This is a genomic window from Methyloparacoccus sp. NF-16 (genome assembly GCF_056880625.1).
Genome location: NZ_CP174130.1, coordinates 2721728 through 2742968 on the forward strand (window position 1 = coordinate 2721728; position 21241 = coordinate 2742968).

At 67.1% G+C, this 21241-nt stretch carries 16 protein-coding genes and 1 pseudogene; 12 read left to right on the forward strand and 5 right to left on the reverse strand.

Translation table 11 applies throughout. The features are described 5' to 3' along the window. The first annotated feature begins 17 nt into the window (after positions 1–17). From ACH5N8_RS12900 to ACH5N8_RS12925, 6 genes and pseudogenes are all read left to right on the forward strand, one after another. Complete coding sequence (locus tag ACH5N8_RS12900) at positions 18–995, forward strand: LysR family transcriptional regulator (RefSeq protein WP_483281602.1); 978 nt, start codon at positions 18–20, stop codon at positions 993–995. Positions 996–1078: 83 nt separating this feature from the next. After that, on the forward strand, positions 1079–2989 hold the full coding sequence (gene htpG / locus ACH5N8_RS12905) for a molecular chaperone HtpG (protein WP_483281603.1): 1911 nt from the start codon (positions 1079–1081) through the stop codon (positions 2987–2989). 319 nt (positions 2990–3308) lie between these two features. Next, positions 3309–3796: pseudogene (locus tag ACH5N8_RS12910) on the forward strand (transposase); the annotation flags it as partial. A 521-nt stretch (positions 3797–4317) separates the two neighbouring features. Further along, on the forward strand, positions 4318–4608 hold the full coding sequence (locus tag ACH5N8_RS12915) for a hypothetical protein (protein ID WP_483281604.1): 291 nt from the start codon (positions 4318–4320) through the stop codon (positions 4606–4608). Beyond that, entirely contained in the window at positions 4605–5048 is a 444-nt protein-coding gene (locus tag ACH5N8_RS12920; protein WP_483281605.1) for a hypothetical protein, read from the forward strand. Before ACH5N8_RS12915 ends, ACH5N8_RS12920 begins: the two co-directional genes overlap by 4 nt. A gap of 461 nt (positions 5049–5509) precedes the next feature. Then, on the forward strand, positions 5510–5989 hold the full coding sequence (locus ACH5N8_RS12925) for a cupin domain-containing protein (RefSeq protein ID WP_483281606.1): 480 nt from the start codon (positions 5510–5512) through the stop codon (positions 5987–5989). Positions 5990–6196: 207 nt separating this feature from the next. On the opposite strand, the gene ACH5N8_RS12930 is transcribed toward ACH5N8_RS12925, so the two are convergent. Continuing rightward, on the reverse strand, positions 6197–9991 hold the full coding sequence (locus ACH5N8_RS12930) for a PAS domain S-box protein (protein ID WP_483281607.1): 3795 nt from the start codon (positions 9989–9991) through the stop codon (positions 6197–6199). Between the two features lie 145 nt (positions 9992–10136). Next, the gene (locus ACH5N8_RS12935; RefSeq protein WP_483281608.1) at positions 10137–12938 is read right to left on the reverse strand and encodes a PAS domain S-box protein; all 2802 of its coding nucleotides are present in this window, start codon (positions 12936–12938) and stop codon (positions 10137–10139) included. Positions 12939–13522: 584 nt separating this feature from the next. On the opposite strand from ACH5N8_RS12935, the gene ACH5N8_RS12940 reads away from it, so the two are divergent. The 6 genes from ACH5N8_RS12940 to ACH5N8_RS12965 all read left to right on the forward strand — a co-directional run bounded on the left by ACH5N8_RS12940 (position 13523) and on the right by ACH5N8_RS12965 (position 16884). Further along, positions 13523–13903: a DUF423 domain-containing protein gene (locus ACH5N8_RS12940; protein WP_483281609.1), complete on the forward strand. Its 381-nt coding sequence runs from the start codon at positions 13523–13525 to the stop codon at positions 13901–13903. Beyond that, the gene (locus tag ACH5N8_RS12945; protein ID WP_483281610.1) at positions 13900–14505 is read left to right on the forward strand and encodes a hypothetical protein; all 606 of its coding nucleotides are present in this window, start codon (positions 13900–13902) and stop codon (positions 14503–14505) included. The genes ACH5N8_RS12940 and ACH5N8_RS12945 overlap by 4 nt, the downstream gene beginning before the upstream one ends. Before the next feature lie 30 nt (positions 14506–14535). Continuing rightward, entirely contained in the window at positions 14536–15270 is a 735-nt protein-coding gene (locus ACH5N8_RS12950) for a DUF1538 family protein (RefSeq protein WP_483281611.1), read from the forward strand. Beyond that, the gene (locus tag ACH5N8_RS12955) at positions 15267–16064 is read left to right on the forward strand and encodes a DUF1538 domain-containing protein (protein ID WP_483281612.1); all 798 of its coding nucleotides are present in this window, start codon (positions 15267–15269) and stop codon (positions 16062–16064) included. Before ACH5N8_RS12950 ends, ACH5N8_RS12955 begins: the two co-directional genes overlap by 4 nt. A 61-nt stretch (positions 16065–16125) precedes the next feature. Continuing rightward, complete coding sequence (locus tag ACH5N8_RS12960) at positions 16126–16476, forward strand: P-II family nitrogen regulator (RefSeq protein WP_460026811.1); 351 nt, start codon at positions 16126–16128, stop codon at positions 16474–16476. Positions 16477–16479: 3 nt separating this feature from the next. Further along, the gene (locus ACH5N8_RS12965) at positions 16480–16884 is read left to right on the forward strand and encodes a CBS domain-containing protein (RefSeq protein ID WP_460026810.1); all 405 of its coding nucleotides are present in this window, start codon (positions 16480–16482) and stop codon (positions 16882–16884) included. On the opposite strand, the gene ACH5N8_RS12970 is transcribed toward ACH5N8_RS12965, so the two are convergent. The 3 genes from ACH5N8_RS12970 to hypF all read right to left on the reverse strand — a co-directional run bounded on the left by ACH5N8_RS12970 (position 16856) and on the right by hypF (position 21195). Beyond that, complete coding sequence (locus ACH5N8_RS12970; protein WP_483281613.1) at positions 16856–18466, reverse strand: cation:proton antiporter domain-containing protein; 1611 nt, start codon at positions 18464–18466, stop codon at positions 16856–16858. The two genes, ACH5N8_RS12965 and ACH5N8_RS12970, sit on opposite strands and share 29 nt — an antisense overlap. Positions 18467–18523: 57 nt before the next feature. After that, on the reverse strand, positions 18524–18835 hold the full coding sequence (locus ACH5N8_RS12975; RefSeq protein WP_483281614.1) for a DUF2288 domain-containing protein: 312 nt from the start codon (positions 18833–18835) through the stop codon (positions 18524–18526). 83 nt (positions 18836–18918) lie between these two features. Beyond that, complete coding sequence (gene hypF / locus ACH5N8_RS12980; RefSeq protein WP_483281615.1) at positions 18919–21195, reverse strand: carbamoyltransferase HypF; 2277 nt, start codon at positions 21193–21195, stop codon at positions 18919–18921. Between the last annotated feature and the right edge of the window lie 46 nt (positions 21196–21241).

A 21241-nucleotide genomic window follows, 5' to 3' on the forward strand; every position in this document is an offset into this window, starting at 1 on the left:
TTTCATCGATTTCATTCATGAACCAATCCCTGCTGGAACTCCGTCACCTGCAAACGTTGACCGCCCTGGTCGAAACCGGAACCCTGTCGCGGGCCGCGACCCGGCTGTTCCTCACCCAGTCGGCCATCTCCCATCAGATCAAGCAGCTGGAAACGCATTACGGCGTCAGCCTGTTCGAGCGCAAGAGCCAGCCCCTGCGCCTGTCGCCCGCTGGCCAGCGCCTGCACACCCTGGCCGAGACAGCGCTGAAGCTGGTCCGGGAAGCCGAGCGGGATGTCGCCCGCATCGCCCAGGGCGAAGCGGGACAGCTGCGTATCGCGGTGGAATGCCACACCTGCTTCGACTGGCTGATGCCGGCGATGGACCGCTTCCGCGAGCACTGGCCGGAAATCGAGCTGGATCTGGTATCGGGCTTCCAGGCCGACCCGCTGGCCCTGCTGCTGGAAAACCGGGCGGAGCTGGTGATCGTGTCGGAACCGCAGCCGCGCCCCGGCCTGGTGTTCCATCCGCTGTTCCGTTTCGAGATCGTCGGCCTGGTCTCCCGGCAGCATCATCTGGCGCCCAGGCCCTGCCTGAAACCTGAGGATTTCGCTGGGGAAACCCTGATCAGCTACCCGGTGCCCGAGGACATGCTGGACATCGTGCGCAAGGTCCTGAAGCCGGTCGGCCTGGAGCCGAAGCGGCGCACCGCCGAACTGACCGTGGCCATCCTGCAGCTGGTCGCCAGCCGGCGCGGCATCGCCGCCCTGCCGCAGTGGTCGGTGCAGAGCTATCTGGAGCGGGACTACGTGCTGGCCAAGCCGATCGGCGCGAAAGGCCTGTGGAGCGAGCTGTACGCGGCCAGCACCGCGACGATGGCGAGCTCGGCCTATCTGCTGGATTTTCTCGATACCGTCCGCGGTACCAGCTTCCGCAACCTCCGCGGGCTGCTGCCACTGGCCGGCGACGCCGGCGCGGTCGGGCAGGTGCCTGATTCGTGCCTCCGGCCGACTTGAAATCGGCCAGGCTCGGCCCCAGACCCGGGTGGCGAAATGTTCCCAACCCTTTCCATCCATATCACCGGGAGGCACGACACACCATGACGGTCGCCGAAAACAAGGTCACCATGGGCTTCGAGGCAGAGGTCAAGCAGCTTCTGCACCTGATGATCCATTCGCTGTACAGCAACAAGGAAATCTTCCTGCGCGAGCTGATTTCCAACGCATCCGACGCGGCGGACAAGCTGCGCTTCAACGCGCTCAGCGACGACGCCCTGTATGAGGGTGATCCGGACCTGAAGATCCGCATCGAATTCGACAAGGATGCCCGCACCATCACGCTGACCGACAACGGCATCGGCATGACCCGCGACGAGGTGCGCGACAACATCGGCACCATCGCCCGCTCCGGCACCCGACAGTTCTTCGAGTCGCTGACCGGCGACCAGGCCAGGGACAGCCAGCTGATCGGCCAGTTCGGCGTCGGCTTCTACTCGTCCTTCATCGTCGCCGACAAGGTGGTGCTGGAAACCCGCAAGGCTGGCACCACCCACGATCATGGGGTGCGCTGGGAATCCGCCGGCGAGGGCGACTACACGCTGGAGAACGTCGACAAGCCGGAGCACGGTACCCGCATCACCCTGCACCTGCGCGAGGGCGAGGACGAATTCCTCGACGGCTGGAAGCTGCGCTCCATCATCCGCAAGTTCTCGGATCACATCTCGCTGCCGATCGAGATGCTCAAGGAGCATTACGGCGAAACCCAGGAGGGCGAGGAACCGCCGGCGCCGGAATGGGAAACCGTCAACAGCGCCTCGGCCCTGTGGGCCAAGAACCGCGACGAGATCACCGACGAACAGTACGAGGAGTTCTACAAGCACGTCTCGCACGACTTCCAGGCCCCGCTGGCCCGGGTGCACAGCCGCGTCGAGGGAACCAACGAATACACGTTGCTGCTGTATCTGCCGTCCAAGGCACCCTTCGACCTCTGGGACCGCGAGTCCAAGCATGGCGTCCGGCTGTATGTGCGCAAGGTGTTCATCACCGAGGAAGCTGACAAGCTGATGCCGCGCTACCTGCGCTTCATCCGCGGCGTCATCGACTCCGACTCGCTGCCGCTGAACGTGTCGCGCGAAATTCTCCAGGAAAACGCCCTGCTGGAAAAAATCCGCTCCGGGGCGGTGAAAAAGGTGCTGGGCCTGCTGGAGGATCTGGCCGCGAACCAGCCGGCGCAATACGCCGCGTTCTGGCAGGAGTTCGGCCAGGCGTTCAAGGAGGGCCCGATCGAGGACTTCAAGAACAAGGACCGCATCGCCAAGCTGCTGCGCTTCTCGTCCACGCATAACGCCACCGACGAACAGAACGTCTCGCTGGACGACTACATCGGCCGCATGAAGGAGGGCCAGGACAAGATCTACTACATCACCGCCGAGAGCTATGCCGCCGCCAAGAGCAGCCCGCATCTGGAAATCTTCCGCAAGAAGGGGCTGGAAGTACTCTTGATGCACGAGCGCGTCGACGACTGGCTGGTCGGCTACCTGACCGAGTACGAAGGCAAGGCACTGCAGTCCATCGCCAAGGGCGACCTGGATCTGGGCACGCTGGAGGACGAGGCCGACAAGCAGCACAAGGAGGAAGCCACCAAGGAACTGCAACCGCTGGTCGACCGTATCAAGACCGTGCTGGGCGACAAGGTCAGCGAAGTCAAGATCAGTGCCCGCCTGACCGATTCGCCAGCCTGCCTGGTCAGCGAAAGCTACGGCATGAGCCGCACCATGGAGCGCATCATGAAGTCGGCCGGTCAGCACATCCCGACCAGCAAGCCGGTGTTCGAGCTCAACCCCGATCATGCCCTGGTGGCGAAGCTGAAGGCCGAGACCGACGACACCCGCTTCGGCGACCTGGCGCACATCCTCTACGACCAGGCCGTGCTCGGCGAAGGCGCGCAACTGGACGACCCGGCGCAATTCGTCCGCCGGCTCAACGGGCTGCTGCAGAACGTGCTGGGCTGAACCGGCCGGCTTGCCGCACCCAAAGCGGGCCTCGTGCCCGCTTTTTCATGCCGGTTTCCCGGCCTGCCCGCCGCTCTCCGCCTCACCGGGGCCGGTGCCATCGAGGGCCTTTTGATGTTCGCACTGATGTATTTAGATCAATCTCATCACAGACATGGTCGAAACTGGTGTGTGAGCTTGGGCTGATGGCTTGAGCGGGTGGCGTACCCTGCTGACCATTCGGTTGTCGAGACTGAAGCGCAGCCTTGAGGTGAGTACGCCATGGCAAGATTACGCAGGACGAGGAGAGAGGGGTAACGGCGTTGGGGGCGTTGCTGAGCCGGCACGGGAAGCGCTGACGGCGGTCGGGCCGGTGTCAGTGCGGGTGCCGAAGGTCCGGGATCGCTCAGGGCGCGGGGTGACGTTCAACTCGGCCCGGGTGCCGCCGTCTGTGCGCCGTTGCGGCCGTATCTCCGCGGCCATGCCGTGGCGGCGGTACCTGAAAGGTGTCCCGATCGGTGACTTGCAGGCGGTGCTGGCGGTGTGGGTCGGTGACCAGGCCAGGGACTTGTCCGCGAATGGGGTAAGTCGCTTGAAGGCCGGTTGGGCGTATCCGGCGTGGGCGCGGCGGGCTCTGTCCGAACAGCGTTACGTGTACGGGTGGGCCCATGCGTCCGGGCTCGATGGTCGGCGGGATCTGCAAGCCCGCGGCCTGAGCGCGGGACCCTAGATTTCTGGGCCATGTTGAAAGAGGTCTACGCCGGGACCCGCTATCAGCGCTGTTGGTTTTACAAGATAGGCAACGTCCCGAGCCGCCTGCCGAAAGCCTGACAGAGCCAGGCCAAGGCAGCGCTCCAAGGGATCGGGACGGCACCCGGGCCGAGGCCGGCAACGCGCTGATCTGGTCGGGCGAGGACGACCCGAGGGATACCCTGGCGCCCCGCCTGCTGGCCTGCGGGGCGGACATGCGTCGCCTCTACTTCGTGGGCGACGTGCGGGACGGCGACGAGGAGCTTACCTTCGATCCGGCCCGGCACATGGACGCGCTGACCCGGGCAGCGGCCCGGATCGGCGGCTGGAACAAGTCGAGCTGGAGAACCATCCCGGGGTGTTCCCGTCGCGGCTGGTCTGGGGCGAGGCGCTGCCGCCGGAGGAAGACAACGGCGACGACGAGCCGGAAGCGCCCAAGTGCGCCATCTGGCTGCGGGACTTTCTCGCCAGCGGACCCAGGACCGCCAAGGATGAGGGTTGCGGGCGCTGTGCGGAGGGCAATGGGCCGGCAGCGTGCCAGTTGACGGTACAGGGGGCGACCCATAAAAATTATGGGTATGAGCGTGTTAACCTTCCCCATGTCCCCCTTGCATGTGCTGGAGCTGATCCAGCAAGCCGCCCAGGCGGGTCGGATCGTCTACCCCACCTTCGAGCAGGCTGCTGGCTGGTATGCCATGGTGACGCGACGACAGATTCAGAAGTGTCTGCGCGAGGGGCAGCTGGTTGGCAATCCCGCCACCGACCCGAATGGACACATCGACTTCAGCATGAGCGCCTGGTGTGCCGGCCTTGACGTGCGGGTGACAGGGCAGCTACAGGATCAGGGCGGCTGGTACATCATCGTCATCACTGTGGAGAACGTGCTGTGAACGGCTATCACTACCGGGAATGTGGGCTGGATAACGTCTGGCTGCTGAACGGTTACGAGCTGCACGACACGCCCTATGGCAAGGGCGTGTCATTCGTGGATGTGGAGGGCCTGGATGCGGCCATCGCCAAAGCCCTCACGGAGAAGCCCGCGCCGCTGACCGGCCGGGAACTGCGGTTCCTGCGCATCATGCTGGATATGTCCCAGAAGAGTCTCGGGGAACTGTTCAGCAAGAGCGCCCAGACCGTGGCGCTGTGGGAGAAGTCGGAAGCGCTCAATCCCGAGGTGGAGTACCTGATCCGCCACGTCTATCGCCAGACGGCCATCGACAAGAGTGACAGCTACGTGGAGCTGGTCCAGCGACTGAACCAGCGTGACATCCAGGACAATGCCCCCATGCACTTCCAGGCGACTGGGCGGGGATGGGACAAAGCAGCTTGAGGAGGAGGAGGCGGAGATGCTCCACTGGCGGCAGCTGCACGGCAGCGCGGTGCTGAGCGACGAGACGCCGGCCAGGTTGACCATTTTCTGATCTATCCTCCCGCGCCCTTGCCGAATCGGGCAGGCGCCGAGGTTGTCCACAAGGTCATCCACCACAACGGTGGATAACGGGCGTCACCCCAAAAAATGGCCACACTTCGATTTTGTGTGTACCACCAAACTAAAAAGTGCCATGTATGGCCTGATTTCATTGGCTACTTGATATTCATGGCAATATCGAACTGGCAGTCATCGACCCGGTGCTGGCCATTGCCTCGCTGGCGATTCTCGCCGGCGCGATCCTCATGACGATCCTGTTTGCCAGATCGGGCCGGAAGACTGCGGACAACGGATAAGCCTTTGGCCCCTGACCCCGCCTGTCTCAAGACGAACGCGTTCCGGCGACCCTGCCCCATGCCCCCATGAAAACACCGCTCGACCTGCCAGCCCTCGACCCCGCGAACGTACCCGTTCGGACCGCCTCCATCTACCCGACGGAGGCGCAGCGCCAGCGGCTCGCCGGCCGCGCCAAGCAGGCCCTGGGCGATGCCCTGGGATTGCAGAACTTCGGCGTCAATCTGGTCCGCCTGGAGCCCGGCGCGATCTCCGCCCTGCGCCACTGGCACACCCGGCAGGACGAGTTCATCTACGTGCTGGAAGGCGAGCTCACCCTGGTCACCGAGGCCGGCGAGCAAAACCTGCCGGCAGGTGCCTGCGCCGGCTTCCCGGCCGGCCAGGCCGACGGGCATCAACTGGTCAACCGGAGCGACCATGTCGTGGTCTACCTGGAAGTCGGCGACCGGCTGCCGGGAGACCGGTCGCATTATCCCGACGAGGATCTGGAAGCCAGGGCAGGACGGGGCAGCTACGAGTTCCTGCACCGGGACGACACGCCCTACTGAAACCGCCCTGGCGCATGCCCGCACTCCGGCACGGGTTCAGGGCACCGGACCCGGCGCCAGCCCGGGACCGGAACCCCGGCGGGGCATCGCTTCCGTCCGCGCCCTTTCCTGAGCCGGCCCCCCCCCCGGGACAAGCGCCAGCCTGCAGTCAGGGCCGCCAAGCCGGGGCCGCCATGACCATCCCTGCTCCCCTCCCCTCGCCCGTACTCAGGCAGGGCAATGCTGGCGCAGCATCGCGGCCATCCGGTCGATGTTGATCGGCTTGGGCAGGAAGTCGTTGAGGCCGGCGGCCAGCGCGGCCTGCCGCTCTTCCGGCAGGACACCGGCACTCAGGGCGATGACGGGGAGTCCGGCCAGGGCAGGGTTCCGGCGAATCTCACGGGTGGCCGTGAGGCCGTCCATGACCGGCATCTGGATGTCCATGAGCACGATATCGAAACCATCGGGCGTGGCCCGCAGCCGCTCCAGGGCCTGCTGGCCGTCACGGGCGGTGCCGACATGGGCACCTTCGTGTTCGAGGGCTTTCTGTCCGACCAGCAGGTTGATGCGGTTGTCGTCCACCAGCAGGACCCGCAGCCCGGCCAGTCGTGGCTCGGCGGTCGCGGCGGGTGTCGGCGTGGCGCGTACCGGGGACACGCCGGTGGCGGGGTTCACGCGGGCGAAGGGGATTTCGCACCAGAAGGTGCTGCCCTGGCCCGGGGTGCTCTCGGCGCCGAGCGTGCCGCCCATCAGTTCGACCAGACGGCGGCTGATGACCAGGCCCAGGCCGGTGCCGCCAAACCGGCGGGTGATGGAACTGTCGCCCTGGCTGAAGGGCTGGAACAGCCGGCTCAGCGCGTCGGGTTCGATGCCGATGCCGGTATCGCGCACGGCGAAGCGCAGCCGCACCGGCCCGGCCCCGGATGTCACGGGCGTCACGGTGAGCGTCACGCCGCCATGCTCGGTGAACTTGATGGCATTGCCCAGGAGATTGAGGAGTATCTGCTCCAGCCGCATGGCATCGCCGATCAGCCGCCCCGGCAGCTCGGCAGCGGCGACCGTCAGGTCGAGCCCCTTGAGGCGGGCGGCCGGGCGGAGCAGGTTTTCCACCTGCCGCAGGGTTGCCGCAGGCTGAAACGCCTGCTGCTCGACGCGCAGTTCGCCGGCTTCGATCTTGGAGAAGTCGAGGATGTCGTCGATGATGCGCAGCAGCGATTCGCCGGCTTCGCCGATGTGGCGAACCATGACGGCCTGCCCGGGGCTGAGCGGTTCCTGGGCCAGCAGCTGCGCCATGCCGAGCACGCCGTTCATGGGCGTGCGGATTTCGTGGCTCATGTGGGCCAGAAACTGGCTCTTGGCGGCATTGGCCCGCTCCAGCTCGACGACTTTGCCTGCCAGTTCCTCGTTCAGCGACTGGATGGCCCGCTCGGCCTGCTTGCGGGACGTGATGTCGCGGAGGAAGGCGATCATGGTGCGCTGATCGGCATCCGGCAGCGTGCTGACCTCGACATCGATGATCCGGTCGGACTTGGTGCGGTGGCGGGTCTCGATCACCCCCCAGCCCTCGGCCAGGATGCCCCCGACACGCTCGCGGAACGCATCCGGGTCATGCAGGATGTCGATGTCGGATACCCGCAGCCGGAGCAATTCCTCGCGGCTGTAGCCGCTCTGGGTCTCCGCCGCGCGATTGACATCGACGATGCGTCCGGTGCCCGCCTCGACCAGCCAGAAGGCATCCTTGGTGGCGCGCAGCATCCGTTCATAGCGGTCGGCCGCCGCCGCCAGTCGCTGCTCGAATTGCTTGCGCTCGGTAACGTCCTGCATCGCCCCGACCAGACGCAGCGGCTTGCTGGCGGCATCCCGCTGGATGACGCCGCGGGCATAGACGACCGCATACGCGCCGGAGTGGTGGCGGAACCGGTACTGGCTGGTCCAGAGGCCGGCCGTGCTGGCCAGGTCCCCGGTCAACGACGCCAGCACCCCGGCACGGTCCGCCGGATGAATATGCCGCACCCAGTTGTCGTAGGACGGTGGGGTTTCGTTGCGGCGGTAACCGTAGTGCGAGTAGAAGTTATCGTTCCACCACACCTCGTGGGTCTCGATGTTCCAGTCCCAGATGACCTCCGAGGTGGCCTGATTGGCCATGGCGTAGCGCTGTTCGCTGAGCGCCAGCGCGGCGCGGGCGCGGTGACGCTCGATCGCGATCGCCGCCAGCTTGGCCGCCTGCTCGATCAGCTGGATTTCAGCCTCGTTCGGCGTGGCGGGGGCGCGATGGTAGATGGCGAAGGTGCCGAGCACGGCGCCATCCGCGCCGAGAACGGGTTCGGACCAGCAGGCGCCCAGCTGCGCCTGCTGGATCAGCGCGCGGAAGGCCGACCAGTTGGGATGGGTCTGCAAATCGGCGGCGATGACCCGCTGGCCGGTATGGGCCGCCTCACCGCAGGCGCCCGCGCCCGGGCCGATGGCCAGGCCATCGACGGCCCGGTTGTAGAAGTCCGGCAGGCTGGGTGCCGCGCCGGTGGCCAGTCGACGACCACTGCTGTCGAGCAGCAGGATGCTGCACAGCATGCCGGGCTGGGCGCTCTCGACGCCACGGGTGATGGCTTCGAGGATGTCCTTGAGTGGCGCACCGCCGGCCAGCAGTTCCAGCACGGCCGAGCGGGTGGCTTCCTGACGTTCCAGCCGCTGCTGCTCGGTAATGTCGCGCAGGATGGCGAAGTAACTGTCGGCGGTCAGCAGCTGGGCGGTCACATCGGCCACGAATCTGGAACCGTCCTTGCGGACATGCACCCACGGCTCATGATGTCGCCGACTGCCCATGATGTCGCCCACGGCATCGGCGAGGCGGGGATGTTCCTCGGGTGCCAGGATGCTGATCAGCGGTATCTGGCGCAGCGCCTCCAGCTCGTAGCCCAGCAGCCGCAGCGCGGCCGGGTTGGCGTCCAGGAAACGGTCGTTGCCCGTGAGCAGGAGGATGCCGTCCTGCGATTGCTCGAACAGGTGGCGGAACCTCGCCAGGCTGATCCGCTCCGCATCCGCGGCCTGACGCAAGCTGCGCGCATGCTGGTACTGCAGCCCCTTGACCAGGCCTCTCAGAATGGCCGACAGCAGCCCCAGGAACGCGAGCAGCCAGCCGCCCCACAGCCAGGCCTCACGCCGGACGCCGCTCAGGATTTCCTCCATGTCCTGCTTGACGATCAGCATCCAGGGAGTGCCGGCCACGGGGACGGTCGCAACCGCCACGGCGATGCCGCGGTAATCGCGGCCCTCGGTGAGGCCGGTTTCGCCCAGGAGTGCCCGCACGGCGGGCAGGTCGGTCTCGCTCAGCGGGCGCGAGAAGTTCAAGGCGGCATTCGGTCGGTGCCTGAGCTCGCTGAGGCATAGGACGGCGTCACCCTGGCGGCGCACGATGAACGCCTCGCCGCTGCGGCTCGGCAGAGGCAGGGATGCCAGCAGCGGGTAGAGCGCATCGCTGGCGCGGATCAGCAACACGATGGCACCGACCGGCCGGTTTCCGACAAACAGCGGGGCGATGAGGTGCAGGTGCGGATAATCGATGTTATCGTCGCGATGGAGATCGGACAGGATGGCCTGATGGGTCCGCCAGGACTCGGCCAGGTGGGCGCGATCCTGGTCATTCTGGGCAGGAAAGCCGGGCGAGCCCGAGCTGTATCGCGGACGGGCTTCGGCATCGACGATCGTGGCTGCGGCGTAACCATAGTGGCGTAACAGGGCCTCAAGCTGGTCACGGATGGCGGCGGGCAGTGGCCGTCCCTTGTCGCTGGCCATCCACTCGGCCAGGTGATCGGCCAGCAGCGCGTTATGCACCAACACCTCACCGTCGCCCAGGCGTTCATGCCGCCAGAGGGCGAGCTGCTCTGCCTTGATACGCGCGCTGGCGAGCAACGTCGTCTGCGCCTGGGTCTGGGCGCGGCGCAGCCAGCCCTCGTAGACATGCTGCCCGCCCAGCAACAAGGCCAGCGCGATTGCGATGCCACCCAGTCCGATCAAGAGATTACGCATGAAGAAAAGCCATGAGCTGGGCCGCGGGGGAAACCGCCCCGGCCGGATGGGAGCGTCATTGTTCCACTGGATTACCGTCGTTCCGGCCGGCGGCGGGCAACGCCTGCGTGCGGGGCATCGTCCTGAGACCCCGGGCAATGGCGCCCTAGCCGGGTTTCAGGTAGGCGGCCAGCACGCGATGCATCTGTCGCAGGTCGACCGGCTTACCGAGAAAATTGTTCATGCCCGCGGCCAGGGCAGCCTGGCATTCGTCCGGGGTGACGCCGGCGGTCAGGGCGATGATCGGCAACCCCGACAACCGTTCATCCCGGCGGATTGCGCGGGTCACGCTGAGGCCGTCCAGTTCGGGCATCTGCACGTCCAGCAGCATCACATCGAAATCTGCCGGCGCGGCACTCAGGCGGTCCAGGGCCGCCCGCCCGCCCTGCACTGGCGTCACCGAGGCGCCAAGATAGAGGAGCACCTGTTCGATCATCTGCAGATTGGCCGGGTTGTCATCCACCGAGAGCACCCGCAGACCCTCCAGCGAGTGCCGGTTCAGCGGCTCGGGAGAGACCGCGGCGACGGTCTCGCGGGCAGCCGGCGCGAAAGGCACCTCGACCCAGAACAGGCTGCCCTGATCGACCACGCTGGAAACCCCCATGCGTCCCGCCATGGCCTCGACGATGCGTTTGCTGATGACGAGTCCCAGACCCGTGCCGCCAAAACGGCGGGTGATGCTGGGGTCGCCCTGGCTGAACGGCTGGAACAGGCGATCCAGGATATCCGCGGATATCCCGATGCCGGTGTCGCGGACCTCGAATCGCAGCCAGACCGCCGCGCCATCGGCGGGCAGGCGCCGTACCGAGAGGCTCACGATTCCCTGCTCGGTGAACTTGATGGCATTGCCCAGGAGGTTCAGCAGGACCTGCTTCAACCGCTGCGGGTCGCCTGTCAGCTGTCCGAGCTCGGCACCAACGTCCTGGATCTGCAGCGACAACCCCTTGTGGCTGGCCTGATTGCGCAGGATCGACCGCAACTGATCGAACAGGGTCTCCAGTTGAAACCGTTCACTGTCCAGCACCAACTGGCCGGCCTCGATTCTGGTCAGGTCCAGCAGGTCGTTGATCATGCGCAAAAGATCGACGCTTGCCTGGTTGATCGACTGCACCATATCCCGCTGCTCGGGCGAGATGCTGTCCATTTCGAGAATCTGGCCATACCCCATGATGGAGTTCAACGGCGTTCGCAACTCATGACTCATATGGGCCAGAAATTGGGTCTTGGCGGCGTTCGCAGCCTTCAATTGCGATAGCTTCTCGTCGAGCTCGATATTGAGTTCGGAAATGCGGGTCTCGAAGTCATGGCGTTCGGTGATGTCGACCAGGATGCAATGGGTGCGTTCGAAGCGGCCGTCCTTGTCCCGCTGGATTCGCCCGGCGATCAGCACGCTGATCCTGCGCCCGTCCCGCCGGACCAATTGCAATTCCCCCTCCACGTTGTGGGTACGTTTGAATTCATCGAACTTGGCGTTGAAGCCATCGCATCCCGCGATCCAGAAGTCGCCGAAATCGTGGCCCAGCATGTCGGCGGGCGTGGCAAAACCCAACAGATCGGCCATTTGCTGGTTGGCGTCCAGCCAATGGCCCCGGATGTCCAGGGATTGATAGGGAATGGGCAAGTGCTCGAACAGCAGGCGGAAACGTTTCTCGCTGTCCTGCAGGCGGATGTCCGCCAGTTTCCGCTCGGAAATATCGATGACGACCCCCACCAGCAGGCGCCTGCCGTTGCTATCCACCCGGGGCTGGCCACAGGCGTGAATCCAGCGGATGTCTCCGTCCATCCGACGGATGCGGCATTCGACATCCCACATGGCCTGAGTGGAAAGCACCTGTTGAAAGCTTGCGCTCACCCGCTCGCGGTCTTCCGCGACCACATGCTTCATGAAAACCGCGTAGCTCCAGCCGGGATGAGGGCGCTCGTAACCGAAGATCTGGTCATGACGCAATGAGCAGACGGCGGTCAACTGCTCCAGGTCGAGTTGCCATTCGCCGGCCTGCAGGGAATCCAGCGCGAAACGCAGGCGCTCCTCGTTGTGCCGCAGCGTCTCCTGGGCCGCCTTGATGTCATGGATGTCCGTGCAGGTGCCGAACCATTTGTAGATCTTTCCCTCCCGGTCGAAGGCCGGCACGCCGCGCACCAGCCACCAACGGTAGCTGCCATCCGCGCGCCGAAGCTGGCATTCCAGGGCATAGGTGCCATTGTGGTGAAGCGCGTTCTGCCAGGCATCCCAGGCACGCCGGCGATCGTCCGGGTGAAAGGGTATGTTCCAGCCATGACCATGGCTTTGCGCGAGGGTCATGCCGGTATAGTCCACCCACTTCTGATTGAAGAAGATATTCTCGCCCTCGGGATTGGTGATCCACACGATCTGGGGAACGGCCTCGGCCAACAGGCGGAACTCCCGCTCGGGGATGTACTGCGGCAGAGCCTCCCCGGCGGATGGAGGCGTTGTCGGCGCCTTTGGCGGAAACGAGAATGCGTGGCCCTCCGCGGTCTCGAACATGGCCCGATAATGTTGCGCCACATCCGAGGATTTCCGCAGCGCATGGCGCAACTGGACGCGCACCCGGTGATAGTTGTGATGCACGAGGGAGATCAGCCCGCCCATGATGGCAAACATCGCCATGACCACCACCTGAGGCCACTCGGAGACCGCCAGGGTATGGATCGGGTCCATGAAAAAATAGTTGGCCAGCCCGACGGAAAGCAGTGTGGCCGGCAAGCCCCCCATGAGGCCACCATGATGGGCGCTGAAAAAGACGGCCGGGTAGAAGAAAAACCAGATGAACGGCTGCACCAGGGGCCAGAGCAGCAGTTGCAGGATCAGGGCGGCGCCGGGCAGCAGCAGGGCCACCAGCAGGACAGAACCGATAGTGCGGTCGGGGAAAGTGTTGGATGTATCCATTACCGTGTGGCCGCCGAACGGCGAAGCTAACATCATGCTTGGATTTTGGGGGATTTCGGGGAGATTAACCACTCTTGCCTGCGCGACCCAGCCGGTAATTGACAAGCAAACCGTGGAGGCGGATAAACTCCGCCTATAGCGCGAATTATTGGTTTCGATACGGATATTCGAATGCCTTATCCGCCACGACAGATACCACGATCCGGGCTTGCCATAACCGGGTATTGGTTCATCCTGGCCACCGGCGCCCATTCCCCCGTCGGCGGGCCGTCCACGGCGATCAGATCCCGGTGCTTCCGGTCATTGGCTGGCAATCCGGCCGGGTGTTGTTCGGGCATGCTCTCGCGTCTCCTTGCCGAAGGGCGATGCCGGGCAAAGCGACAAGCGCCCGGCATCTATCCGACCGCAGCCGACCGGCTGGCGGAACGGCCCCGCCCCGGGCCCGCACCGATGATGGCCTACGCCCATGAGATCAGCGCCGGCTTGGGCGTACACTATTCCGGTGTGAACGGGGCCGCGCACCAGCCGGAATGGCGGCCCCAAGATAGCCTGATGGCAAGACCCGACTCCGCTTTGTTCTTCCCATGCATAGCAGAACCCTCCTGATCTCGGCAGCCCTCGCGGGGTTGCTGGCCGTCGCCCTTGGCGCCTTCGGCGCCCACGGCCTGAAGGGCCGCCTTGACGAGGCCGACCTGACCCTCTATCGCACGGCGGTCGATTACCACATGTGGCATGCGCTGGGACTGGGCTGGATCGGCCTGCTGGCGGAGCGTCGCCCCGGATCGCGCCTGCTGGCCTGGGCGGGCGGGCTGATGCTGGGGGGCATCGCGGTCTTTTCCGGCAGCCTCTATCTGCTCAGCGCCGGCGGCCTGCGCTGGCTGGGCATGGTCACGCCGCTGGGCGGGCTGGCCCTCATGGCCGCCTGGTTGCTGACGGCGCTGGCGCTGTACCGGCACCGCCCATGAACATCCTGCATGTGCTGCGGCGGGAGTTCGGGCGGGCGCTGCCGCCCACCCTGTTCTTCCTGATCAGCTTCCACATCGGCGTGCTGATCCGTCACCTGGACGAAGAAGGCTACGGCATCACACCCGGCCGCTCGATGATGGCGACGATCAGCGCCCTGGTGCTGGGCAAGCTCTACCTGCTGCTCGACGAGCGGCGGCTGGCCAACCTGTTTGCCGACCGCCCGCTGATCCTGGCGGTGCTCTGGAAAACCCTGCTGTACGGCGGCCTCGCCTCGCTGGCGATCGTGGCCGAGGACGTGCTGCCGCCGATCGTCCGTGAACATGCCTCGCCGGGCACCGCCTGGCGGCAGTACACCGCCGCGATCGTCTGGCCGCTCTTCTGGAGCAACCACCTGTTCATGGCGCTGACGGTGTTCGCGTTTTCGACGGCATCCGAACTGGCGCGGGTCATCGGTCGCCGGCAGATTCTCGCCCTGTTCTTCGGCCCCCGCCGGGCCGGCCACGCCCCGCCGGCGGCGCCGGCGCGGGACCCGTTCCAGGCATCTGCCGGAATAGCCGCCGACGCGCCCCGCCCGCCCGGGCGCCAGCCGCGACGTCCATGAGCGTTCTTCCGATCCCTCGCCCCTTTCCCGATGCGCGTCTTCGTCTGGCAACTGCTGGCGCCCCTGGCCGCGAGCCTGCGGGACCTGGCTCCCATCATCCTGGTCATTGCCGTCTTCCAGCTGCTGGTGTTGAAACAGCCCCTGCCCAACCTGCTCGACCTGCTGTGGGGACTGACCCTGGTGGTGGCGGGGCTGGCCCTGTTCGTGCAGGGGCTCAAACTGGGGCTGTTTCCCATCGGTGAATCGCTGGCCTGGAGCTTCGCCGCCAAGGGCAGTCTCGGCTGGCTGTTGCTGTTCGCCTTTGCCCTCGGCTTCGGCACCACGGTGGCGGAACCCGCCCTGATCGCGGTGGCCGGCGAAGCCGCCGGCGTCGCCGCCAGTGGCGGCTGGATCGCGGATACGCAAGCGGCCCGCCAGGACTACGCGGAAGGGTTGCGCTACACCGTGGCGCTGTCGGTGGGCCTGGCGGTTGTCATCGGCGTGCTGCGCATCCTGCGCGGCTGGCCCATCCAGAACCTCATCATCCTGGGCTATCTCGGCGTGGTCGTGATGACCCTCTTCGCCCCGCCGGAGATCGTCGGCATCGCCTACGACTCCGGCGGTGTCACCACCTCCACCATCACGGTGCCGCTGGTGACGGCGCTGGGCGTCGGGCTGGCCTCCAGCATCGAGGGCCGCAATCCCATGACCGACGGGTTCGGCCTGATCGCGCTGGCCTCGCTGACACCCATGATTTTCGTCATGGCCTACGGAGCGCTGCGGTGACGGCCGGCGACCGGCTTCATGGCCTGTGGCAGACACTACAGCTCACCAGCATCGACGTGCTGCCGATCGCCGGCATCCTGCTGAGCTTCCAGCTCTTGGTGCTGCGCCGCCGGATCGCCAACCTGCCCCAGGTGCTGATGGGTTTTCTGTTGGTGCTGGCGGGCCTGACGTTTTTCCTGGAAGGGCTGGAGCGCGCCCTGTTTCCGCTGGGCAAGCTGATGGCCCAGCAACTCACCGAGCCGGGCTTCATCGGGCCGCGCCAACTCGCCGGGGCAGCGGCCTGGTGGCATTACGGCTGGGTCTATCTTTTCGCCTTTGCCATCGGGTTCGCCACCACCATTGCCGAACCCTCGCTGCTGGCGGTCGCCCTGAAGGCCAGCCAGGTTTCCGGTGGCTCGATCCAGCCCTGGGGACTCCGTATCGCCGTCGCCCTGGGCGTTGCCATCGGCATCACCCTGGGGGTGTTCCGCATCGTCACCGGCACGCCCCTGCACTACTACATCATCGCCGGCTACGTCCTGGTGCTGGCACAGACCTGGTGGGCGCCCCGCAGCATCGTGGCGCTCGCCTACGATTCCGGCGGCGTCACCACCTCGACGGTCACCGTGCCGCTGGTGGCCGCCCTCGGCCTCGGTCTCGCCAGCCACATACCCGGCCGCCATCCCATGCTGGACGGCTTTGGCCTCATCGCCTTCGCCAGCCTGTTTCCGATCATGACCGTGCTCAGCTACGCCCAGCTGAGCCAATGGCGCAGCCGCCGGTCGAAGACATCCGCGGAGACCGGCGAGCCATAACCGCCCCACCCGAGACTCCGGCCCGCGCCGGGCTGGCCATCCCACCCCGAGGAGGACAACCATGCACTTCAAGCTCATCCTGGCCTGTGTCGAGGACCAGGCCACCCAGGCCGTGCTCGACGCCGCGCGCAAGGCCGGCGCCACCGGCTCCACCATCATCGGCCAGGCCCGCGGCGAGGGCCTGGAGAAGACCCGCACCTTCTTCGGCCTGGCCCTGGAGGCGCAGCGGGACGTGATCCTGCTGCTGGTGGAGGAACATCTCAGCCGCCACATCCTGGAAACCATTGCCGAGGTGGCCGGCTTCAAGAGCAAGCCCGGCAGCGGCATCGCCTTCCAGGTCGATGTCGAGGATGCTGTCGGCATTGACCATCAGGTGCGCAGGCTCAGCGGCCGCGTCGAGGAGGAGATCTGAACCATGGGCAGCAAACCGCTGATCCGCGTGCGCGACGTGATGAAGACCCACTTCGACCTGGTGGAGGGCATGGCCACCGTCGCCGCCGCCCTGGAAACCATGCAGCACGTCGAGACCAAGACGCTGATCGTCAGGCCGCGCAATGACCACGACGAGATCGGCATCGTCTCGCTGTCGGACATCTCGCGCGAGGTGCTGGCCAGGGACCGGGCGCCGGACCGGGTCAATATCTACGAGATCATGGTCAAGCCGGCCTTCACCGTGCACCCGGACATGGACATCCGCTACTGCGCCCGCCTGTTCGACCGCTTCGGCCTGAGCCGGGCGCCGGTGGTCAAGGACCGCGAAGTCCTGGGGGTGGTCAGCCTGACCGACCTGGTCATGAAGGGCCTGCTGCCGAACCTCTGACGACCGGCTCCGGCGACCCGCGCGGACTATCGGAATCCGGGTCGGCCGGGGCCGGCAGGGTTTCCAGCAGCCGCTCGGCAAGCTCGATGCCGGCCTCGGTGAAGGGGTGGAACACCACATCGGCCCCGGCACGGTAGAGGGCGGGGTCCTCCTGCGGGCTGAAGGACGTGGTGCCCACCCGTCCCGTGTAGCCCTTCGAGCGCAGCTGCCTGAGGGAAAGGCAGCGGGCGTTGAAGTCCGGCAGCGCCAGGATGATGCCGCTCAGGTTCTCCAGCACCGCCTGCCGCCAGAGCTCCGGGTCCTCGCTGTCGCCGTAGACCACCCGCAACCCCTCCGCCTGCAGGCGGCTGACGCGGGTGGGGTCGGCATCCAGGCCCTGCACCTTGTGGCGGGCACGCGCCAGCGTCTCGTAGGCGGCCCGGCCGGTGCGCCCCATGCCGACCACCAGCCAGGTGGCATTGCCGAAATCGGCCGGCACCTGGTCAGGGTGTGGCACCCGCCGCTCGAAGCGGACCAGCCAGGGCTCCAGGCTGCCGAAGAGGTGGTGCGAATGCCGGTTCAGCAGCGCCGCGATGGCCAGGGAGGCCGCCACGGTGAAGCCCAGCACGGCGCTCCAGGAGCGATCCAGGAGGCCGGACTCGATCACCGGATAGGTCGCGATCAGCGCGAACTCGCTGTAGGTCATCAGCGCCAGCGAGGCGACGAACGCGGTGCGCGCGCGCAGCCCGGTCAGCAGCAGCAGGGTGAAGAACAGCCAGCCCTGCAGGGGCAGCACCAGCAGCAGCTTGAGCGAGGTGACAAGCTCGCCCGCCGTGGGTGTGCCATGCAGGCCGATCTCCAGAAAGAACGCGACCAGCAGCACCTCCTTCAGGCCCCACAGCTTGCGGCCGAGATCGTTGGCATCCGGATGCCCCGCCAGCAGCAACCCCATCAGTAGCGCGCCGAGATCGTCGGCCACGCCGACCGCCTGCGCCAGCTTGCCGCCGGCGAAGGCCAGCAGCACACCCAGCAGCAGCCGCAGTTCGCTGGCCTGGGTTGCCTCGAACAGCCAGGCGGCCAGCGGCCGCAACAGGGGCAGCAGCAGCAGTCCGAGCGCCCAGGGCGACGGCGTCTTGGCGCCGGCGACGGCCAGCAGGCCCACGGCAATCAGATCCTGCAGGATCAGGATGCCCATGACGATGCGGCCGTGGAAGCTCTCCAGTTCCCGGTTGTCCTCCAGCACCTTCACCGCCAGCACCGTGCTGGAGAAGGCAAGGCTTACGCCCAGCATCAGCCCGCCGGTGATGTGCTGATGCTCGACGAAGAACCACAGCCCGGAAAAGACCGCCACCACGAACAGGTGCAGCCCGCCGACGCCCATCACCTCGCGCCGGAAGATGGTGCCGATCTTCAGCTTCAGGCCGACGGTGAACAGCAGCAGGAGTATGCCGATGTGCGACAGCTGCCCGAGCAGCGCTTCGGCATGCACGCCGGCGAGGTTCAGGCCGTAGCCCGCCACCAGATACCCGACCAGCGGCGGCAGGCCCAGCCGGCTGGCCAGCAGGCCGGCAAAGTACGCGCTGGCGATCCATACGATTTCCATCCTTCAGCTCCATGCCTTGAGAAACGTTGCGAGAGACGTTGCGCCGCCGCGCCCGCATCAGCCGTCCAGCACCCGCTGCACCAGCACCCAGGGCGCCACCACGACGGCGCGGAACGCCGGGTTCGCCGGCGCCCACTGACGGGCCAGGGCATCGTCCACCCGTCTCACCTGCCCGGCGGCCAGCCAGTCCCGCAGCCGGGCCGTCTCGTCCCGGGCCATGGCCTCCGCCACCGCCAGCAGGTCCAGGCCCTCCTGCACCACGATCACCGCGCCGCGGGCAAAATGCCGTTGCAGCTCCGTCCAGGCGAGGACGCCGCTCTCGGCGGCGAGTTTTTGCCGGATATCGTTCCCGGCGACTGGCGCGTTCATTCCGTTATTTCCTGTCATGGTGTCTATCCATTGAATCATGGCGGGGGCAGCACGCGGGTGCTGCCCCCGCCTGCGCATGCCGCTCAGCGCGTGACCCGGGCCTGGGCCTCGACGATCTGACCGAAGCTGATGGCGGCGTCGTTGACCGGCAACCGCTCCGGAATCGACACCGCGAAGCCCGCCCGCACCAGCAGCTGCTGCGCCCGGGCCAGCAGGCGGCGGTTCTGGAACACGCCGCCGGTCAGGCCGACCCGGCGGATGCCGTGTTCCTCGCGTACGCGCAGCACCACCGCGCGGATGGCCGTCGCCAGGCTGGCATGGAACTGGCCGGCGCGCATCGCCGGCGGTATGTCCCCGGCCATCAGCCGGGGCAACAGCGGCGACCAGTCGATCCGCCAGAGTCCGTCCTGCCGCATCAGCGGCAGCTCGACGGTGGCGGCCGGCAGATCACAGGCCAGCGCCTCCAGCCGCGCGGCGGCATGGCCCTCGTGGCTCTGCGTCCGGCACAGCCCGATCAGGGCCGCGGCCCCGTCGAACAGGCGCCCCGCCGAACTGCTCACCGGCGCATTCAGGCCACGCCGCCAGGCCGATCGCGCCAGCGCCGCCGCCGTCGGCGCCGCTGGCCAATCGAGGTCTGCCTCCAGGCACAGTGCCAACGCGCAACGCCAGGGTTCACGGCTGGCCTTGTCGCCGCCGATCAGGCGGAAGGGTCGCAGACTGGCCACCCGCTGCCAGGCGCCCGGCTGCCCCAGCAGCGCCTCGCCGCCCCAGAGCGTGCCATCCTCGCCATAACCCAGCCCGTCCCAGGCGAACACCAGCAGCGGCTCGTCCAGCCCGAACTCGCCGCTCACCGCCGCCGCATGGGCCAGATGGTGGTGCACCGTCACCCGCTGCGGCCAGGTGGCGCTGCCCCAGCGGGTGGACACGTAGTCCGGATGGGCGTCGGCGACCACCAGCTCGGGCCGTACCGCAAACAGGCGGCACAGGTCCTCGATCACCTGCCCGAGGACCTGGAGACTCCGCGGCGCGCCAAGATCGCCCAGATGCGGCGAGACGATCACGCGGTCGTCCTGGGCCAGGGCGATGGTGTTCTTGAGATCGGCGCCCAGCGCCAGCATCGGGCACGGTACCGGCCGCCGCAGCCGCAGCTCGACCGGCGCCAGCCCCCTGCCCAGCCGCAGCGGTCGCTGCCGGCCGGCCAGCCGCCGGAACACCGCATCGTCGGCCGGCCGCCGGATGGGCCGGTCATGATGGAGAAAGGCGTCGGCCACGACACCCAGCCGGCTCTCCACGCTGCCCGCATCGGTCAGGACCGGCTCGCCGCTGAGGTTGGCCGAGGTCGCGACCAGGGGACCGCCGAAGTCCGCCAGCAGCAGATGGTGCAGCGGGCTGTAGGGCAGCATCAGGCCGATCTCGTCCAGCCCCGGGGCAATCGCCGCCGACAGGGCAAACTCGCGGGCTTTCGGCAGCAGCACGATGGGGCGCAGCGGCGATCGCAGCAGGCCGAGATCACCGGGCACCGGCACGGCGATGCCCGCCAGGCGATCATCGCCGTCCAGGCCGTCCCCGGGCAGCATGACCGCGAGCGGCTTGTCGGGCCGGCGCTTGCGCGCCCGCAGCCGCCGCACGGCGGCATCCGCGCGCGCGTCGCACAGCAGATGATAACCGCCCACCCCCTTGGCGGCGACGATGCCGCCGGCCCGCAGCAACGCGACGCAGGCCGCCAGGGCCGCCTCGTTGCCGCGCACGGGCGGCGCCCCCGGCACCTGCCAGGTCAGCGTCGGACCGCAGCGCGGACAGGCCAGCGGCTGGGCGTGATAGCGCCGGTCGGCGGGATTCCCGTACTCGGCCCGGCAGTCGTCGCACAGCGGAAAATCCGCCATGGCCGTGTTGGGACGGTCGTAGGGCAGCCGATCGATGAGGGTGTAGCGCGGCCCGCACTGGGTGCAATTGGTGAACGGGTAGCGATGGCGGCGGGCGGCGGGATCGCGCATTTCCGCCAGGCAATCGGCGCAGACGAAATGGTCGGGCGGGATGACGATGGCGTCCCGGTCGGCCGCCGCGCTGGCAAGGATGACGAACCCCCGGCAGCCCTGTGGCGGCACGGCCCGCGTCTCGGGTGTCTCCGGCCGCGCCAGCGGTGGTGCCTCGGCCAGCAGCGCCCGCGCGAAGCGGTCGAGCCCTGCCGAGGGACCCTCGGCCTGAATCTCGACCGCGCCGCCCACGTTCCGGACCCAGCCCTGCACCCCGAGCGTCAGCGCCAGCCGCAGCACGAACGGCCGGTAGCCGACCCCCTGAACCCGGCCGCGCACCCGGATGCGGCGGGCGCTCGCGGGCGCCGCGGTTTCGGCCGGCGTCACCGCGCGCCCCCGGGCAGCAACCTGGCCCGGTTCCGGCCGGCGGGTC

Bases quoted from the DNA above. Each gene is read 5' to 3' on its own strand.
- ACH5N8_RS12900 (WP_483281602.1), top strand. From the start codon at position 18: ATGAACCAATCCCTGCTGGAACTCCGTCACCTGCAAACGTTGACCGCC.
- htpG (WP_483281603.1), top strand. From the start codon at position 1,079: ATGACGGTCGCCGAAAACAAGGTCACCATGGGCTTCGAGGCAGAGGTC.
- ACH5N8_RS12915 (WP_483281604.1), top strand. From the start codon at position 4,318: ATGTCCCCCTTGCATGTGCTGGAGCTGATCCAGCAAGCCGCCCAGGCG.
- ACH5N8_RS12925 (WP_483281606.1), top strand. From the start codon at position 5,510: ATGAAAACACCGCTCGACCTGCCAGCCCTCGACCCCGCGAACGTACCC.
- ACH5N8_RS12930 (WP_483281607.1), bottom strand. From the start codon at position 9,991: ATGCGTAATCTCTTGATCGGACTGGGTGGCATCGCAATCGCGCTGGCC.
- ACH5N8_RS12935 (WP_483281608.1), bottom strand. From the start codon at position 12,938: ATGGATACATCCAACACTTTCCCCGACCGCACTATCGGTTCTGTCCTG.
- ACH5N8_RS12940 (WP_483281609.1), top strand. From the start codon at position 13,523: ATGCATAGCAGAACCCTCCTGATCTCGGCAGCCCTCGCGGGGTTGCTG.
- ACH5N8_RS12945 (WP_483281610.1), top strand. From the start codon at position 13,900: ATGAACATCCTGCATGTGCTGCGGCGGGAGTTCGGGCGGGCGCTGCCG.
- ACH5N8_RS12950 (WP_483281611.1), top strand. From the start codon at position 14,536: ATGCGCGTCTTCGTCTGGCAACTGCTGGCGCCCCTGGCCGCGAGCCTG.
- ACH5N8_RS12960 (WP_460026811.1), top strand. From the start codon at position 16,126: ATGCACTTCAAGCTCATCCTGGCCTGTGTCGAGGACCAGGCCACCCAG.
- ACH5N8_RS12965 (WP_460026810.1), top strand. From the start codon at position 16,480: ATGGGCAGCAAACCGCTGATCCGCGTGCGCGACGTGATGAAGACCCAC.
- ACH5N8_RS12970 (WP_483281613.1), bottom strand. From the start codon at position 18,466: ATGGAAATCGTATGGATCGCCAGCGCGTACTTTGCCGGCCTGCTGGCC.
- ACH5N8_RS12975 (WP_483281614.1), bottom strand. From the start codon at position 18,835: ATGAACGCGCCAGTCGCCGGGAACGATATCCGGCAAAAACTCGCCGCC.